The sequence below is a fragment of the Neisseria weaveri genome (assembly GCF_900638685.1).
Classification (GTDB): domain Bacteria; phylum Pseudomonadota; class Gammaproteobacteria; order Burkholderiales; family Neisseriaceae; genus Neisseria; species Neisseria weaveri.
Genome location: NZ_LR134533.1, coordinates 1,966,469 through 1,984,627, shown reverse-complemented (window position 1 = coordinate 1,984,627; position 18,159 = coordinate 1,966,469). Strand labels below are relative to the sequence as shown.

General features: G+C 49.9%; 14 protein-coding genes. 5 read left to right on the top strand and 9 right to left on the bottom strand.

Annotation, left to right across the window (positions count from 1 at the left end):
- Positions 1-209 precede the first annotated feature (209 nt).
- Complete coding sequence (locus tag EL309_RS09520) at positions 210-524, top strand: hypothetical protein (RefSeq protein ID WP_004284877.1); 315 nt, start codon at positions 210-212, stop codon at positions 522-524.
- 250 nt (positions 525-774) lie between these two features.
- Here EL309_RS09520 and alaS read toward each other — a convergent pair whose 3' ends face one another.
- A complete protein-coding gene (gene alaS, locus EL309_RS09515) occupies positions 775-3,399 on the bottom strand; it encodes an alanine--tRNA ligase (RefSeq protein ID WP_040670060.1) in 2,625 nt (874 codons plus the stop codon).
- Positions 3,400-3,687: 288 nt separating this feature from the next.
- Between alaS and EL309_RS09510 the strand changes: the two genes are divergently transcribed.
- Together EL309_RS09510 and EL309_RS09505 are read left to right on the top strand one after the other, a co-directional pair.
- Positions 3,688-4,815, top strand: coding sequence for an extracellular solute-binding protein (locus EL309_RS09510; RefSeq protein ID WP_036494248.1), 1,128 nt, complete (start codon positions 3,688-3,690; stop codon positions 4,813-4,815).
- 507 nt (positions 4,816-5,322) lie between these two features.
- Entirely contained in the window at positions 5,323-6,168 is an 846-nt protein-coding gene (locus EL309_RS09505; protein WP_004284788.1) for a 23S rRNA (adenine(2030)-N(6))-methyltransferase RlmJ, read from the top strand.
- Positions 6,169-6,292: 124 nt separating this feature from the next.
- Here EL309_RS09505 and EL309_RS09500 read toward each other — a convergent pair whose 3' ends face one another.
- From EL309_RS09500 to EL309_RS09490, 3 genes are all read right to left on the bottom strand, one after another.
- Entirely contained in the window at positions 6,293-7,483 is a 1,191-nt protein-coding gene (locus EL309_RS09500; protein WP_004284789.1) for an amino acid aminotransferase, read from the bottom strand.
- A 169-nt stretch (positions 7,484-7,652) separates the two neighbouring features.
- On the bottom strand, positions 7,653-8,300 hold the full coding sequence (locus EL309_RS09495) for an HAD family hydrolase (protein ID WP_036494325.1): 648 nt from the start codon (positions 8,298-8,300) through the stop codon (positions 7,653-7,655).
- 66 nt (positions 8,301-8,366) lie between these two features.
- Positions 8,367-9,194, bottom strand: a complete 828-nt coding sequence (locus tag EL309_RS09490) for a ferritin-like domain-containing protein (RefSeq protein WP_040670033.1) — start codon at positions 9,192-9,194, stop codon at positions 8,367-8,369.
- Between the two features lie 364 nt (positions 9,195-9,558).
- Here EL309_RS09490 and lolA point away from each other — a divergent pair, with 364 nt between their 5' ends.
- On the top strand, positions 9,559-10,179 hold the full coding sequence (gene lolA / locus EL309_RS09485; protein ID WP_004284795.1) for an outer membrane lipoprotein chaperone LolA: 621 nt from the start codon (positions 9,559-9,561) through the stop codon (positions 10,177-10,179).
- A 66-nt stretch (positions 10,180-10,245) separates the two neighbouring features.
- Here the strand turns inward: lolA and EL309_RS09480 are convergent, their stop codons facing one another.
- Genes EL309_RS09480 through EL309_RS09470 form a run of 3 tightly spaced genes read right to left on the bottom strand, consistent with a single transcriptional unit; the run spans position 10,246 to position 12,541 of the window.
- On the bottom strand, positions 10,246-11,001 hold the full coding sequence (locus tag EL309_RS09480) for an amino acid ABC transporter ATP-binding protein (RefSeq protein ID WP_004284796.1): 756 nt from the start codon (positions 10,999-11,001) through the stop codon (positions 10,246-10,248).
- 9 nt (positions 11,002-11,010) lie between these two features.
- On the bottom strand, positions 11,011-11,727 hold the full coding sequence (locus EL309_RS09475) for an amino acid ABC transporter permease (protein WP_040670026.1): 717 nt from the start codon (positions 11,725-11,727) through the stop codon (positions 11,011-11,013).
- Positions 11,717-12,541 (bottom strand): amino acid ABC transporter substrate-binding protein, encoded by an 825-nt coding sequence (locus EL309_RS09470; protein WP_004284798.1) that lies wholly within the window; start codon positions 12,539-12,541, stop codon positions 11,717-11,719. Before EL309_RS09470 ends, EL309_RS09475 begins: the two co-directional genes overlap by 11 nt.
- Before the next feature lie 309 nt (positions 12,542-12,850).
- On the opposite strand from EL309_RS09470, the gene recN reads away from it, so the two are divergent.
- The gene (gene recN, locus EL309_RS09465; RefSeq protein WP_004284799.1) at positions 12,851-14,521 is read left to right on the top strand and encodes a DNA repair protein RecN; all 1,671 of its coding nucleotides are present in this window, start codon (positions 12,851-12,853) and stop codon (positions 14,519-14,521) included.
- Between the two features lie 122 nt (positions 14,522-14,643).
- Here recN and rho read toward each other — a convergent pair whose 3' ends face one another.
- Positions 14,644-15,912 (bottom strand): transcription termination factor Rho, encoded by a 1,269-nt coding sequence (rho, locus tag EL309_RS09460; protein WP_004284800.1) that lies wholly within the window; start codon positions 15,910-15,912, stop codon positions 14,644-14,646.
- A 395-nt stretch (positions 15,913-16,307) separates the two neighbouring features.
- Positions 16,308-17,990 carry a glutamine--tRNA ligase/YqeY domain fusion protein gene (locus EL309_RS09455; protein WP_004284801.1) on the bottom strand — a complete coding sequence of 561 codons (1,683 nt, stop codon included), beginning with the start codon at positions 17,988-17,990 and terminating at the stop codon, positions 16,308-16,310.
- Between the last annotated feature and the right edge of the window lie 169 nt (positions 17,991-18,159).

Here is an 18,159-nt window from a genome sequence, read left to right as displayed (position 1 = left end):
CTTAACCCTCACACACCCAAGCAACAGGCCGTCTGAAATTTTCAGACGGCCTGTTTTTCAGACGGCCTTTCCATACACAGTATAAAAAACACCGATAAATATTTATATATCACATACCGCCGCTTACCCTTATAATCCTAAGCAACCGAATCCATAACTTTCAAAATAACGGATTCATCATTCCACACGCCAACACAACGGAAAAAACCATGAAACAAAACATTAAATTACTGCTTCTTGCCCTCACCGCCGCCCTCAGCCTGAACGCTTGCGGATTCGGCGACGAAGACAACGACCGCAGCGAACGCGGTCAAAAATACGAACGCGACAGCGACGACCGCCGAGACAACGACAGAGATAACGACCGCGACGATGATCGTGATAACGATAGAAGCGACCGCCGAGACCGTGACGACGATGACGACCGCGATAACGACAGAAACGACCGCCGAGACCGCGACAATGATGACGATCGCGATGACGATCGACGCAAACGCAATAAAGACCGAGACCGCGACGACTAACATCACCGGCCTGTATTGATCACTCCATAGGTAAGGCAGGAATATCTCCACCTTACCTATCGGCTACTTATCTAACATTCTTAAACCAACATAGACCCGATTTTCGAATCCGATAAGATTATTTGCTGCATGGAATCGGATACGAGCCTCAATCCACATTTAACGACAGATTCTTCCCTAACCCATCTTTAATTATCCAAACAAAAGGCCGTCTGAAACATTCAGACGGCCTTTCTCAATCAAACCGAAATCAAGCTAACTTACCGCTAACCCAATCATTCATGCTATTTAAAGCATCGGGCAATTTAGCGGCATCCGTACCGCCGGCCTGCGCCAAATCCGGCCGTCCGCCGCCTTTGCCTCCTACTTGCTCGGCGACAAATTTCACCAAGTCGCCTGCTTTCACTTTGGCGGTTAAGGGTTTGGAAACACCTGCGCACAGGGAAACTTTGCCGTCGTTTACGGCGGCGAGCAGTACGATGGCTTTATCGGATTTGCCGGTAAGGTCGGTAACGATTTCGCGCAAGGCGGCTGCGTCGGCTTCGATTTTGGCCACCACGAGCTTGGCTTCGCCCACGTCTTTGGCGTTATCCAAGAGTTTTGCGCCGGTGTGTACGGCAAGCTCGGCTTTGGCTTTGGCCAAATCTTTTTCCAACGCTTTGGTTTGGGCGGCGTTGGCTTGGATTTTGCCCAATACGTCGCGCTCGGTTTGGGCTTTTACTTCGGCGATGATGTCTTTAACCAAACTCTCTTGGTTTTGCGCCCATTGCAGGGCGTTCAGGCCGGTGATGGCTTCGACGCGGCGCACGCCTGCGGCGATGCCGCCTTCGGAAATGATTTTGAAGAGGCCGATATCGCCGGTGCGTTTAACGTGTGTGCCGCCGCACAATTCGGTGGAGAAATCACCCATTTTCAGTACGCGTACTTCGTCGCCGTATTTTTCGCCGAAGAGCATCATGGCGCCGGCTTTTTGGGCGTCTTCCATGCTCATAATGTCAGCATCTACGGCTACGTTGGCGAGGATGGCGGCGTTGACGCGGCGCTCCACTTCAGCGATTTCTTCGGCGGTAACGGGCTGCGGATGGGAAATGTCGAAGCGGGTGGATTGGGCGGTAACGAGCGAGCCTTTTTGTTCTACATGTGTGCCCAATACGTCGCGCAGGGCTTTGTGCATCAGGTGGGTGGCGCTGTGGTTGCGCATGTTGGCATCGCGGATATCGTTGTCGATTTCGGCGGTAACGGTGTCGCCCACTTTCAGACGGCCTGATGATACGACGCCGAATTGTCCGAATACGGCGGCTTTGATTTTTTGGGTGTCGCGCACTTCAAATACGTTGCCGTCTGCTTTAATCAAGCCGACATCGCCCACTTGGCCGCCGCTTTCGGCATAGAACGGGGTGTTGTCCAGCACAACCGCGCCGGTTTCGCCTTCGTTCAATTCGTTTACGGGTTCGCTGTCTTTATAAAGGGCGAGGATTTTGGCTTCGGTTTTGCGCTCGGTATAGCCTTTGAACTCGGTATCTTGACCGTCGTAGGCAAGCTGGGTGTCGGCTTTGAAGCTTTGCGCGGCACGGGCGCGTTGGCGTTGGGCTTCCATTTCGCGCTCGAAACCGGTTTCGTCCATGTCGATACCGCGCTCGCGGCAGATGTCGGCGGTAAGGTCGTAAGGGAAACCGTAAGTGTCGTAAAGTTTGAAGATGATTTCGCCGTCCAGCATTTTGCGGCCGTCTGAAAGGGCGTTTTCCAGCAAAGCCATACCGGTTTCGAGGGTTTGGGCGAAACGGGTTTCTTCATGGCGCAAGGCTTCGGTGATGGCTTCTTGCTTTTCTTTCAATTCTGGATAGGCTTCGCCCATTTCGGCCACCAAATCGGGCACGAGTTTGTGGAAGAACGCGCCTTTTTGGCCGAGTTTGTAGCCGTGGCGCACGGCGCGGCGGATGATGCGGCGCAGCACATAGCCGCGGCCTTCGTTGCTCGGCAGCACGCCGTCGGCAATCAGGAACGAGCAGGCGCGGATGTGGTCGGCAATCACTTTCAGGCTGGGCACGTCCATGCTGAATTCGGTGCCGGTTTCGCGGGCGGCGGCTTTGAGCAGGTTGCCGAACAGGTCGATTTCGTAGTTGCTGTTAACATGCTGCATCACGGCGGCCATGCGCTCCAAGCCCATACCGGTATCTACGCTCGGCTTGGGCAGCGGGTTCATATTGCCTTGTTCGTCGCGGTTGAACTGCATAAATACGCAGTTCCAGATTTCGATAAAGCGGTCGCCGTCTTCTTCATCGCTTCCCGGAGGGCCGCCCCAGATGTGGTCGCCGTGGTCGTAGAAAATTTCGGAGCAGGGGCCGCAGGGGCCGGTGTCGCCCATTTGCCAGAAGTTGTCGCTGGCGTAGCGTTCGCCTTTGTTGTCGCCGATGCGGATGATTTTTTCAGACGGCATGCCGATTTCGTTGAGCCAGATGTTGTAGGCTTCGTCGTCTTCGGCGTAAACGGTGGCCAAGAGTTTTTCTTTGGGCAGGTTCAGCCATTCGGGAGAGGTAAGGAATTCCCAAGCGAAATGGATGGCATCGCGTTTGAAGTAGTCGCCGAACGAGAAGTTGCCCATCATTTCAAAGAAGGTGTGGTGGCGGGCGGTGTAGCCTACGTTTTCCAAGTCGTTGTGCTTGCCGCCGGCGCGTACGCATTTTTGTGCGGTGGTGGCGCGGTTGTAAGGGCGTTTGTCGAAGCCTAAGAATACGTCTTTAAATTGGTTCATGCCTGCGTTGGTGAAGAGCAGGGTGGGGTCGTCGTGCGGCACGAGTGATGAGGAGCGCACGATTTGGTGGCCTTTGCTTTCGAAGAATTTGAGGAATTTTTGGCGTAATTCAGTGGTTTTCATGATCGTTTCTGCACTAAGTTAAAATGTTTCAGACGGCCTGCCGAGCTATATCGAGGCCGTCTGAAAAAACAGGATAAAATTCGGCAATATCTTACCGTAGTTTTGTTTTTGCGCCTACTCTCAGCCCTGCTATCCAATCCATAAATTTTGCATAAAGCAACAATTCAGGCGGCATTTTCCGAATTTTCTGGCTTCAGGCGTTTAACCGGCTATCTAAAACTAACACTATGTTTTATAATAAACAACATAACTTTTACAAAAACAAAACAAACTTAAACATTAGAAATGATGAGAAAACCCATTCCTTTCTGTACTGCGGCACTGATGATGCTTGCTACCTGTGGCGACGACAGCAAAAAACCACCGGAACCGGCATACGCAGAAACCTCGGAGCTGAAAATTTTCAACTGGCAGTCTTACCTGGCTCCGGAAACCCTGACCGACTTCGAAAAACGCTACAACGTGCGCGTCAGATACAATCATTTCAACACCGACAACGAACTCGACGAAGCCATCGGCAGCAACGAGCTCGATTACGACCTGATTGCCCCTTCAAACAACCTGATTTTGAACCACATCCGTACCGACACCTACCGTAAAATCGACAAAAGCCTGATTCCGAACTATAAATACATCAATCCCCAAATTCTAAGCTTCATCGCGAAAGCCGACCCCAACAACGAACACGTCGTTCCTTTCTTTTGGGGCGTGACCACTTTCGCCATCAACACGGAGCAAGTCAAAAAAACGCTGGGAACCCAATACCTTCCTTTCAAACAATGGGATATGGTATTCAATCCCAAATACACCGAAAAACTGAAATCCTGCGGCATCGTTTATTTGGACAACCCTACCGATATGTTTCCGCTCGCGCTCAACTACTTAGGCAAAAACCCCAACAGCCGCCACAACAAAGACCTGCAGGAAGCCACCGACCTGATGAAGCGCAACCGCCCCCATGTTCAGGATTTTCTAGCTCAAACCGCCGCCGACACACTGGCTGAAGGCAAAGCCTGCGTTGTCGTCGGCTATGCCGGAGACCTGCACATGGCGCAGAAACGAGCACAGAAAAACGGCGTCGGCGAGCTGAAAGTAATGATGCCGGCCGAAGGCGTCGGCATTTGGGTCGACTCTTTTGCCATTCCCGCCAATGCCCAAAACGTGCTCAATGCACACCATTACATCAACTACGCTTTAGAGCCGGAGATTGCCGCAAAAAACGGCAACTTCGCCGCCACCGCACCCACCAGCATGCCCGCCAAAGAATTGATGTCGAAAGAATATCAAAACCTGCGCACCATTTTCCCCAACGACGAAGATCTCTATAACAGCTTTATCATGGCACCGGTTACGCCGCAAAAATTTATCTATATCACTGAAAAATGGCAGGAAATCAAAGACTCGCCACCCCAATAGCTTTAAATTTGATTTAAGGCCGTCTAAAAATTAGGCCGTCTGAAAATTTAAAGGCCGTCTGAAATTTGAGGCCGTCTGAAATTTGAGGCCGTCTGAAATTTGAGGCCGTCTGAAATTTGAGGCCGTCTGAAATTTGAGGCCGTCTGAAATTTGAGCCCGTCTGAAATTTGAGCCCGTCTGAAATTTGAGCCCGTCTGAAATTTGAGCCCGTCTGAAATTTGAGCCCGTCTGAAATTTGAGCCCGTCTGAAATTTGAGCCCGTCTGAAATTTGAGCCCGTCTGAAATTTGAGCCCGTCTGAAATTTGAGCCCGTCTGAAATTTGAGCCCGTCTGAAATTTGAGCCCGTCTGAAATTTGAGCCCGTCTGAAATTTGAGCCCGTCTGAAAATATAAAAGTAAAACCCAAGCTGTTTGCTTTAAATTTTCAGACGGCCTACTTTCATCTCCTAAAGCGAATCCGTACAATACAGGCGGCCATACCGATTAATCCCGTTGAATCCGAATATCATGCTTAGTTACCGCCACGCTTTTCACGCAGGCAATCACGCCGACGTTCTCAAACACCTGACCCTGTCGCTGGTCTTGGAGTATTTCAACCGCAAAGACAAGCCTTATTGGTATATCGACACGCACAGCGGCGCCGGACTGTATGATTTGCGCAGCCGCGAAGCCCAAAAAGTCGGCGAGTTCAAACAAGGCATAGGCCGTCTGAAAAACATGCAAAACCTGCCCGAAACCGTATCGTCTTTTCTCAGCTTAATCGACCGCATTCTGCCCGACAAACAACTCTATTGCGGCTCGCCCTGGCTGGCACAGGCTTTGACCCGTCCGAGCGACAAACTGCGGCTGTTCGAGCTGCACCCCGCCGATTTCCAATACCTGCAACACAATATGCGGGAAGCCTGTTTGGGGCGCAAAGGCCAAATCCGCCAAGAAGACGGCTATCACGGCCTGATTTCCCTGCTGCCGCCGGCCAGCCGCCGCGCCGTTATCCTGATTGATCCGCCTTACGAAGAAAAACAAGACTACACCCGCGTCATCCATACGCTTAAGGAAGCACAAAAACGTTTTGCGTCAGGCTGCTATCTGGTGTGGTATCCCTGCCTGAGCCGCGAAGAAAGCAGAAGGCTGCCGGAGCAGCTGAAAAAGCTGTCGCCCGATCAGTATCTGAATGCCGAGCTGCACGTGCATACGCCGCGCGCAGACGGTTTCGGCATGCACGGCAGCGGTATCTTTGTGATCAATCCGCCCTACCTGCTTGCCGAGCAACTGCAATCCGCCCTGCCCGCTCTGCAAACGGCATTGGCTCAAGACGAAGGAGCAAAAACGGTTTTGGACTTCCAAATCAAGTAAAACCGTATGCCGTCCAATAATTCACTGCCAAAACAATCGGCAATGCCATACCGGTAAAACCGGCAAACCTATATAAAAAGGCCGTCTGAAATTTTCAGACGGCCTTTTGCTTTTATTCAAACGATTACAATACTTTCACAATGCTTTGGCAGAGATAACGGATATTGTCTTCGGTAATACCTGCCACGTTGATACGGCCGGAACGCACGGCGTAAATGGCAAATTCGTCTTTCAAGCGATCAACTTGTTCAGGCGTTAAGCCGCTGAACGAGAACATGCCGTTTTGTTCGATGATAAAGCTGAAATCTTGCTCTGCGCCGTATTCTTTCAGCAAATCCACGAATTTTTGGCGCATTTCTTTAATGCGGCCGCGCATTTCGTCCAATTCGGCAATCCATTGCGCTTTCAAACCTTCGTCTTTCAACACCAGCGCCACGGTCGAACCACCGTGTGAAGCAGGGTTGGAATACAGGGTGCGGATGATGGTTTTCACTTGGCTGAAGGCGCGGTTGGCCGTGTCTTCATCGGCGGCAACAACGGTAAACGCACCCACGCGCTCGTTATACATACCGAAGTTTTTGGAATAAGAGCTGGCTACCAGCAACTCTTTATTCAGTTTGGTAAACGCGCGCAAGCCGTAGGCGTCTTCTTCCAAGCCGTTTGCAAATCCTTGATAAGCAAAGTCAAACAGGGGCAGCCAGCCTTTTTCGGCAGACATTTTCGCCAAAGTTTCCCATTGCTCGGGCGTCGGGTCGATACCGGTCGGGTTGTGGCAGCAGCCGTGAAACAAAACCACATCGCCCGCTTCGGCTTTGGACAAATCTTCAATCAAACCGTCCCAATCCAAACCGTGGGTGTTTTTGTCGTAGTAACGGTAGTCGCAGATATTCATGCCTACTGCGTTGAAAATGGCATTGTGGTTCGGCCAAGTCGGAGCGGAAATCCACACGTTTTTTGCATTGGTTTGGCGTTTGACAAATTCGGCAGCCACGCGCAAAGCACCGGTACCACCCAGACTTTGCGCGGTTTTGGCACGTTTGGAAGCGATGATTTCACTGTCGGCACCAAACAGCAGTTTTTGCGTTTGCGCGTTGTATTCGGCCACGCCGTCGATGGTCAGGTAGTTTTTGGTGTTTTCTGTTTCCAACAGGCGTTTTTCCGCCTCTTTAACCGCTTTTACAATCGGAGTCCGGCCTTGGGCGTCTTTGTAAACGCCGATACCCAAGTTTACTTTTTCCGCACGGGTTTCCGCTTTGAATGCTTCACCCAAACCCAAAATCGGATCTGCCGGCGCAGCCTGAATATGTTCAAACATACACACACCTTTCAAAATAAAAAATTAAACAAACAGACGTAATTTTCAAGCGTAATCTTACGCCTTTAACCGTTAAATGAAAACAGCGGAATCCCGAAAACAACGGCACCGCCGCAAAATAAAGGCCGTCTGAAAACAGTAGGATTGTTTTCAGACGGCCGACTTCTTTTTAAAGACAGGACAACAGTTCCGACGGCGTACCTATGCGGTAATCATAAGGCCAGGTTTCCGTCTGATCGGTCGCGGCAATATAACCCCAATCGACCAATACCGTTTTCATACCGGCATTTCTGCCGGCCTGCATATCGCGTTCGGCATCGCCCACATACAGGCATTTTTCCGGATTCACGCCGATCTTTCCGCAAGCATAAAACATCGGTTTGGTACTCGGCTTGGCTTCGCCGCAGGTATCGCCGCTGACCACGACCGCAGGCTCGACGGCAAAACCCAATTTCGGTACCAGACGGTGGGTGAAAGTATGAGGTTTATTGGTAATAATGCCCCATTTGATGCCTCGCCGCTCCAGCTCGCCAATCAGCGCATTAATGCCTTCAAACAATACGGTCTCGCGGTCGAAGCATTGTTCGTATTCCGCCAGATATTCCTGCCGCCAACGCGCATATTCGGGATGGTCGGCACCGATTCCGGCTCCCATCAGAATCAAACCGCCGGCACCGTGGCTGGCAACCGTACGTATCTCTGCCATGCTTTTTTCAGGCAAACCGTTGCGCCGCAGCAAAGTGTTTAATGCGCCGCCCAAATCCAGAGCCGTATCGGCCAATGTTCCGTCCAAATCAAACAATACCGCTTCAATCATCGCCGCTTCCTTAGCAATCAATACAGGCCGTCTGAAAATTTCAGACGGCCTGTTATTCTAACAGATTCACCCTGCCTGCTGCTGTCTCATTTCCAACTCGAAATCTTCCAACATAGCCAGCTCGAAACGGCTGAATCCCGCCTGCTCCCGGGCTTCAAGATTCACATAGCCGCGGAAAATAAACAGGTCATATCTTGAAATCAATGTTTTAAACAGCCCGATCGGGTCCAAACCGCGCTGCCTGCACAAATATTGATACCAATGATTCCCGACTTTCACATGCCCCACTTCGTCGCGGTAAATGATATCCAAAACCGCACAGGTTTCCTGATCGCCTTTTTGCGCGATTTTGGCACGCAAGCCCGGTGTTACATCCAAACCTCTCGCTTCCAATACTCTCGGAACCAAAGCCATACGCAGCAAAGGATCGAAAGCCGTTTTATAAGCCATGTCCCACAAATGGTTGTGCGCTTCGAAATCGCCGTAATCAAATCCCGCTTCGCGCAAACGCGCACGCATCAAGCAAAAATGCAGTGCTTCCTCCGCCGCAACGCGAATCCAATCCCGTGCAAACTGTTTGGGCAGCTTCCGGAAACGGTAAGCCGCATCCAAAGCCAGATTAATCGCATTAAACTCGATATGGCAAATCGCATGCAGCATGGCGGCATAGCCTTCCGGCGTCGACATTTTCCGCGCACGAACCTCAGAATGCGGCACCAACTCGGGCTTTGCCGGCCTGCCGGCAAAACGGAAATCCAAAGGTTTGCCTTCCGCCCCGCCCCACACATTTTCCGTTTGGCACGCTTGCGCCGCCTTCTCGGTCAAACGGCATTTTTCATCAGGATGATCGGCCAATAAAGCCGATTCCAATATCGTATATATACTTTCTGTCATCACAACCAACCACCAACGCAAAAGGCTCTTTTTCCACCGCAACACAAACCGTCCGATTTCCAATATAAGCCTATTTGCTCAAAATCTACCGGCCTTCCAAACGCCTACCGTCTGTACAGATACTTGCAAAAAAGAAAAACCGCCCTATTTTGCCTGAATTCCGATACAAAAATAATACAGATTCTCAAAAAAACTCATAGAATCTGCATGAAAAAAGCCGCATACTTTTCAAAAGGCTAAAAATAAATTTACTGTTTGCCGCATTTAAATTGCAAGCCAAGGGCTTGTTTGCACACCGGTAATGCTTATACCCTAGAAAACACCAGCGACCCCAGTCGCCCCGTCATAAACGAGGAAAATATTGATGAAACAGACAACTTTTCTGAAAACCTTAACCGCATTCGGCCTGGCTGCCGCCATCGGTATCAGCCACGCCGGTGCCATCGATGCCCTGAAAAAATTCAACGAAGATGCAGACGGCCTGAGCGGCAGCTTCAGCCAAACCGTCAAAAACAAAAAGAAAACCCAAACCACATCGGGCACATTTCAAATCCTGCGCCCCGGCCTGTTTAAATGGGAATACACCAAGCCCTACAAACAAACCATCGTCGGCGACGGGCAAACCATTTGGCTTTACGACATCGATCTGGCGCAAGTAACCAAATCTCCGCAAAACCAAACCATCGGTGACAGTCCGGCATCGATTCTTTCCAACAAAACGGCCTTGGACAGCAGCTACACTTTGAAAGAAGACGGTGCGAAAGACGGCATCGATTATGTATTGGCGCAACCGAAAAAGAACAACGCCGGCTACCAATACATCCGTATCGGTTTCAAAGGCGACACCTTGTCTGCCATGCAGCTGAAAGACAGCTTCGGCAACGAAACCACCATCCGCTTCAACAACGTCAATTCCAAGCCCAACCTTTCACGCAGCTTATTTAAATTTACACCGCCCAAAGGCGTGGACGTATTAAGCAACTAAACACAAAACCGAAAAGGCCGTCTGAAATTTCAGACGGCCTTTTTCGTATTGTCTTTAAACAATCCATCATTGATGTTCGGCACGAATCTGCTGTAAAAAACGCCGGGTACGTTCATGCTGCGGATTGGCAAACAACACTTCCGGCGCACCCTGTTCCACTATCACACCGCCGTCCATCACCACAACCACATCCGCCACTTCCATAGCAAACTTGATTTCATGCGTAACCACCACCATCGTCCAACCTTCTTTTGCCAACTCCTTCATCGTATTCAGCACGTCCTGAACCAATTCAGGATCCAAAGCCGAAGTCGGCTCGTCAAACAACATTAAATCAGGCTGAATCGCCAATGCCCTGGCAATGCCGACACGTTGCTGCTGGCCGCCTGAAAGTTGGAAAGGATAAAGGTCGACTTTATCTCCCAAGCCGACTTTTTCCAACAGAGCCAGCGCATCGCGCCGCGCCTCTGCAACCGACTTACCCTGAACCGCAACCGGACCTTCCATCACATTTTCCGCTGCCGTTTTATGCGGAAACAGATTGTATTGCTGAAACACCATGCCGGATTTACGGCGTAATGCCAAAATTTCTTTTTTGCCCGGTTTGGCAGCAAAATCGATATTCAACGGATTCGGTTCGTCAAAACGAATCTGCCCTTGTTCCGGCATTTCTAATGCGTTTAAACAACGCAAAAATGTGGTTTTACCCGATCCGGACGGCCCCAAAATCACCACAACCTGCCCTTTGGCAACGGATAAATCGATGCCGCGCAAAATCGGATTGGAACCGAAAGTTTTATGGATACCGCGTATTTCTATCATGCCCCATCCTTATTTCGCTACATAACGATCCAAGCGTTTCTCGATTTTGGCCTGTGCCAAAAACAGTACCCAACAAAAACACCAATACACCAAACCGGCTTCGATATACACCGGCAGGAAATCATAAGCACTGTTTGCCACCTGCTGCGCAACGCGAAACAGCTCCGTCACCGTTACCACCGACGCCAACGACGTTTCTTTAAACAGGCTGATAAACGTATTGCTCAACGGCGGCACCGCCACTCTAAACGCCTGCGGCGCAATAATGCGGCGGAAGGTCTGCATATACGTCATACCGATTGAAAAACCGGCTTCCCATTGACCTTTAGGCACGGACAAAATAGCCGCACGGATGGTTTCCGAACCATATGCACCGATATTGATCGAGAAGCCGATAATCGCCGCAGGGATAGGATCGATAAAAATACCCAAAGCAGGCAGACCGTAGAAAACGATACAGATCTGCACCAAAATCGGCGTACCGCGTATCGCGGAAATATAAATTTTGGCCAAGACCAAAGCGATGCGGTGCAGCCAGCCGCCTTGCGGCATAACCCTTAACAGAGCCACACCGACCGCGATTATCATGCCGATGATAAAAGAGGCCACCGCCAACGGCACCGACACTAAAAATCCGGCCTTAACCATAGGCCAAAACGCGCTGATTACCAAATCAGCGCGTGCTTCCGTCATAAACGGTAATGATGCTAAAAAATTATTTAACACTGATGTCTTCACCGAAGAATTGTTCACCCAGCTTTTTCAATGTGCCGTCTTGTTTCAACTCAACCAATGCACCATTAATTTTAGCCATCGCTTCATCCTGATTTTTGTTCAAAATCAAACCTGCACCCAGCTTCTCTTCGGCAGGAGCACGCCAAGCTGTTTTTAAACCGGAGTTCGGATTTTTCTTCAGATAATCCAACAAAGCCAGAGAATCGTTTAAGGTTACGTCGGCACGCTTCTGCTGAATCAAAGTCAAAGCCTGAGCCATACCGTCCACCGGCACCACTTCCGCTTGCTCTTTAACCGCACGCTCGCCGTAATTGCTGCTTAAGGTTTGCGCTGCCTTCAAGCCTTTAATGTCGGAAGGCTGCTTGATACGGTCGTCATCCTGACGCACCAGCATCATCGGACCGCTCCAGCTGTACGGCTCGGATTTATCGAATGTTGCCTGACGTTCGGGCGTAGTCAGACTCACCTGATTGGCCACCATATCGAAACGTCCGGCTTTCAAACCGGCCAACATTGCGTCCCACTGGGTTTCTTTAAATTCAACCTGAACACCCAGTTTTTCTGCCACCGCACGTGTTACCTCAACATCATAACCCGTCAATTTTCCGCTTTGGTCATGATAGGTGAAAGGCGCATACGTACCTTCGGTACCCACGGTAATCACGCCTTTGCTGTTCAAACGCTCGATTAAAGATGCGCCTGCTTTGGCTTCAACCGGTGCGGAAGCAGCAGTTTGAGCAGACTCACCGCCGCAAGCAGCCAACACAACGGCAGCAATGCCGCCCAATACGATTTTCTTTAACATTCTCTTATTCCTATATTGCTTATGAAGCGAAAAACGTATTGTACGGCAATATACCTATCCGGATAAAGAACCATTACTTCTATCTTTATAGCCGATTCACTGATTTCTTCTTCAAACCAACGACACACAATTGAAACAGTCAACCGTCTTACTCAAACCTTATTCAAAGTGAAGTTTGTCTGCAGAACACATCAGGCCGTCTGAAATTTTTATAGACTGATACAAAATCTTATTTGAAGTTTAGAAAACATTATCTATAATAAGAAAAAATTTAGTTTAATTTAAATTTATCTTAGCAAAGGAAGGCTTATGCTGCTGGCTCTTTCATTACGGGACTTTGTAATTGTCGAACAGCTGAATCTGAATTTCCAAACCGGCTTTACCGTTTTAACCGGTGAAACCGGCGCAGGCAAATCCATTACCTTAGATGCCATCGGCCTGCTGTTGGGCGACAAAGCCGACTACGGCCAAATACGCAACGGCGCCAAAGAAGCGCATTTGTCTGCCCTATTCGACATTTCGCACTTGCCTGTATTACAAGCGCAACTACAAGAACAAGGCCTGCTTGAAGCAGGCGCCGACGAACTGAGCATACGCCGCATTATCGACATCAAAGGAAAAAGCCGCAGCTTTATCAATAATCAGACGGCCACCTTGGCGCAACTCAAAAATATCGGTGAACAGTTAATCGATATTCACGGGCAAAATGCACATCACTCCCTAAACAACGAATCCGAGCAGCGCAACCTGTTGGATGCCTTCGCCGGCAGCAAACAGCAGGCCGAAACCGTCAAACAGCATTACCAAAACTGGCAGACGGCTAAGAAAAAACTGCAAGAAGCACACAACCAAGCCGAAACGCTTGCCGTCGAACGCGAACGCTTGGAATGGCAATTTAACGAATTGAACCCTATGGGACTCTATGCCGGCGAATGGGAAACCCTTTCACAAAGCCACAACAGCCTGGCACACGCCGCCGAACTGCTGCAAACCACAGAACAAGTGGAAGAAATGATCAACGGCGACCAAGGCATCCAATCCGCCATTTACCAATGCCAAAAATTATTGGGCTCATTGCAAAATATCGAACCCCGCTTTGCCGAAAGCCTGAATATGCTGGCCAGCGTTGAAGCCGAATTAAGCGAAGTCTGCACCAATATGCGCGACGTCCGCACGCGGACCGAATTGGATCCCGATGAATTGGCCGAGCAGGAAAAGCGCATGGGCGAACTGATGTCGATGGCCAGAAAATACCGCACCAACCCTGAAAATCTGCCGGAAAAACTGACCGAAATCGAAAACAGCCTGCATTCACTGCAAGCTGCCGCCGATATAGAAGCATTGGAAGCAGCCGTTCAAAAAACAGAAGCAGAATACATGAATGCCGCCCAACACCTGTCCGCACTGCGCCGTCAGGCAGCCTTGCGTTTGGCCGAAGAAACCTCCGACCAAATGCAGCATCTCGCCATGCAGGGTGCCAAGTTCCACATCGCACTCAATCCGTCATCACCCACAGCCTACGGACTGGAGCAAGTCCAATATCAGGTTGCAGCCAATAAAGGCTCGGCTTTACGCCCGTTGAACAAAGTGGCTTCCGGAGGCGAATTAGCCCGTATCAGTTTGGCTTTGCAGGTCGTAACCAGCCAATACACCCACGTTCCCACTCTGATTTTTGACGAAGTGGATACCGGTATCGGCGGCGGAGTTGCAGAAATGGTCGGTCGAGCATTGCGGGCTTTAGGCAAGCAGCACCAAGTTTTAGCGGTTACCCACCTCCCCCAAGTCGCCAGCTGCGGAGAACACCACTGGAAAGTAGAAAAGCATGACAGCGGCGAACAAACCGTAAGCGATATTACTATTCTCGCTCCGAAACAGCGCATCGAAGAAATCGCCCGTATGCTCGGCGGTGAAAGCATCACCCAAACTACCCGCGAACATGCGGCGGAATTGTTGGAATTGGCGGCAAATCATGCCAAATAAGCGTGTCAATTCCGGCAATTGATTTTCCTTTCCGAAAGGATCAAATACAAACTCCGTATTGATGAATTAAACAAAGGCCGTCTGAAAATTTCAGACGGCCTCAATATACAATAAAGCGGAATTTATTTAGCGGCTTTACCGCGCATCAACTCAAAAAAATCATCATTGTCTTTAGAGTCTTTGAGTTTGCCAACCAAAAATTCGGTTGCTTCGATTTCATCCATGGGGTGCAGGAATTTACGCAGCAGCCACATGCGTTGAAGTTGGTCGTTCGGCACCAAAAGCTCTTCGCGGCGTGTGCCGGATTTGTTGATATTGATAGCGGGAAACAGTCGTTTTTCGGCCATACGGCGGTCAAGATGCAACTCCATATTGCCCGTACCTTTAAATTCCTCGTAAATCACATCATCCATACGGCTGCCGGTTTCTACCAAAGCAGTCGCGATAATGGTGAGCGATCCGCCCTCTTCAACATTACGCGCCGCACCGAAAAAACGCTTCGGACGATGCAACGCATTCGCATCCACACCACCGGTCAGAATTTTGCCGGAAGCCGGAACAACCGTATTGTAAGCGCGTGCCAAACGGGTAATCGAATCCAACAAAATCACCACATCTTTTTTATGTTCAACCATGCGCTTGGCTTTTTCCAAAACCATTTCGGCAACTTGCACATGGCGTGTGGCAGGCTCGTCGAAAGTCGAAGACACCACTTCGCCGCGCACGCTGCGCGACATTTCCGTTACCTCTTCCGGGCGTTCGTCAATCAGCAGAACTATCAATTCCACTTCAGGATAATTGGCCGTAATGGCGTGCGCGATATTCTGCAGCATCACGGTTTTACCCGACTTGGGCGGCGCTACCAACAACGCACGCTGTCCGCGGCCGATCGGTGAAACCAAATCAATAGCCCGGCTGGTGATGTTTTCTTCGGCACGGATATCGCGCTCGAGTTTGAATTGTTTGGTCGGGAATAAAGGGGTCAGGTTTTCAAAGAGAATTTTATGTTTACAGACTTCCGGTTTGTCGCCGTTGATACTGTCCAAACGAACCAAAGCAAAGTAGCGTTCATTGTCTTTAGGAACACGAACCGTACCCTCAATGGTATCGCCGGTATGCAGATTGAAACGGCGGATTTGACTGGGTGAAACATAAATATCGTCGGGCCCGGCCAGATAAGAAGTATCCGAACTTCTCAAAAAACCGAAACCGTCCGGCAGAATTTCCAAAGTGCCGGAACAATTGAAAGCTTCCCCCTGCTTCATCAATTGGCGGACAATGGCAAATACCAAGTCCTGTTTGCGCAAGCGGTTGGCATTTTCAATGCCTTGCTCTTCAGCCAACTCCAATAGTTTTGAAATATGGCGGGTCTGTAATTCAGAAACGTGCATAATAATTAATAATGTAATGAATGATGATTTTGTAATTGAAATAGCGGCAAATTAAACTGCGGCCGTCTGAAAAGAATCGGAGAATTTATCGAAAGATAAAGTCGAAAGAAAAGACAGTAAAATTGTCAGATTCGGATTTTAGACAGCTTGACCTTTGAATGTCAATCAGATTGACCAAAAATCGGCAATAAGGTTTAACGATAGTAAGAAAAAAAGCTAATAAATGCTGATTGTTTACTCAACAAGTGAAATCTTGTCCTTTTAAAAAAACAATATAAGGCCGTCTGAAAATAAGATGTTTTTCAGACGGCCTCTACAATCAGTTATCCATAATCAATCCGGCTGCCTAAACAATACCGCTTGACGCAGCAAAAAGCAGACAGATTGGTTGGATCTTACTTAGCAGCCTGCCAAGTGTCTTTCAGTCCTACCGTGCGGTTGAACACCGGCTTTTCTTTGCTGTGGTCGTAGCGGTCGGTCACGAAATAGCCCAAACGCTCAAACTGCCAGCGGCTTTCCGGCTCCAAAGTTTTGGCCACGGGTTCGGCGTAAGCGGTGATTTCTTTCATGGATTCGGGGTTCAGGAAATCGGTAAACGGCAGGTATTCGCCGTCTTCGCCACGAACGGCATCAGGGCGCGGTTCGGTAAACAGGCGGTCGTACAGGCGCACTTGCACCGGCACGGCGTGTTCGGCGGAAAGCCAATGGATCACGCCTTTTACTTTACGGCCTTCGGGCTTTTTACCTAAGGTATCGTGGTCGATGCTGCACTTGAGTTCGATTACGTTGCCGCTTTCGTCTTTCACCACTTCGTCGCACTTAATCACATAGCTGTAACGCAGGCGCACTTCACCGCCCAAAGTCAAACGCTGCCAGCCGGCTGGCGGGTTTTCGCTGAAATCGTCGGCTTCGATATACAAGGTTTGGCTGATGGGCACTTCGCGTTCGCCCATTTCTTCGTGGTGCGGATGGTAAGGCGCGCTGCGGCTTTGGGTTTTGCCGGCTTCAAAATTGGTGAGCGTCACTTTAATCGGGTTTAAGACGGCCATCATGCGCGGGGCGGAATTTTCCAGCTCTTCGCGAATCGCGCCTTCGAGCACGCTCATATCCACTACGTTTTCAGACTTGGAAATGCCGACGCGCTTGGCAAACAGGCGCAAGCCTTCAGGCGTGTAACCGCGGCGGCGCATGCCGGAGATAGTGGGCATACGCGGGTCGTTCCAACCTGTAACGTAGCCGTCTGAAACCAACTGGCTCAGTTTGCGTTTGGATGTGATGGAATACAGCAGCTCCAAGCGTGAAAACTCGTATTGGCGCGGATGGTTGTCGATCGGGATATTGTCGAGCACCCAATCATACAGCGGGCGGTGGGCTTCAAATTCGAGCGTACACAGCGAATGGGTAATTTTTTCAATGGCATCGGAAATGGCGTGTGTGTAGTCATACATGGGGTAGATGCACCACTTGTCGCCGGTGTTGTGGTGATGCGCTCGGCGGATGCGGTAAATCACCGGATCGCGCAGGTTTACGTTGCCCGCGGCCATGTCGATTTTCAGGCGCAGGGTTTTGCTGCCGTCGGGGAATTCGCCGTTTTTCATGCGCATGAACAAATCGAGGTTTTCTTCGATGCTGCGGTCGCGGTAAGGGCTGTTTTTGCCCGGCTCGGTAAGCGTGCCGCGGTATTCGCGCATTTCTTCGGCGCTTAAGTCGTCCACAAAGGCTTTGCCGTCTTTAATCAGGCCGACGGCGTAATCAAACAGCTGGTCGAAATAATCGGATGCATAACGGGGCTCGCCCGCCCATTTGAAGCCCAGCCATTCTACGTCTTCTTTAATCGAATCAACGTATTCCTGATTTTCTTTTTCGGGGTTGGTGTCGTCAAAGCGCAGGTTGCACAGGCCGTCGTAAACATAAGCCAAGCCGAAATTCAGGCAGATGGATTTGGCGTGGCCGATATGCAGATAGCCGTTCGGCTCGGGCGGGAAACGGGTTTGGACGGCGGTGTGCTTGCCGCTTTTGAGGTCTTCGTCGATGATGGTGCGGATAAAATGATTATCGGCAAATTGTTCTTTATTCATAGTCGATACAACTTTATCAATAATTTTTTAAAAATAAGTATTTCATACAGCCTTTAATTCATACTCTAAAGGCCGTCTGAAAAATAAGTCAATTGGGCGTATTGTACCCGAAATTCAAGCTTCCGTTTCAAGCAGAACGGAATTAAGATTTACAAACCACCTCCAAACT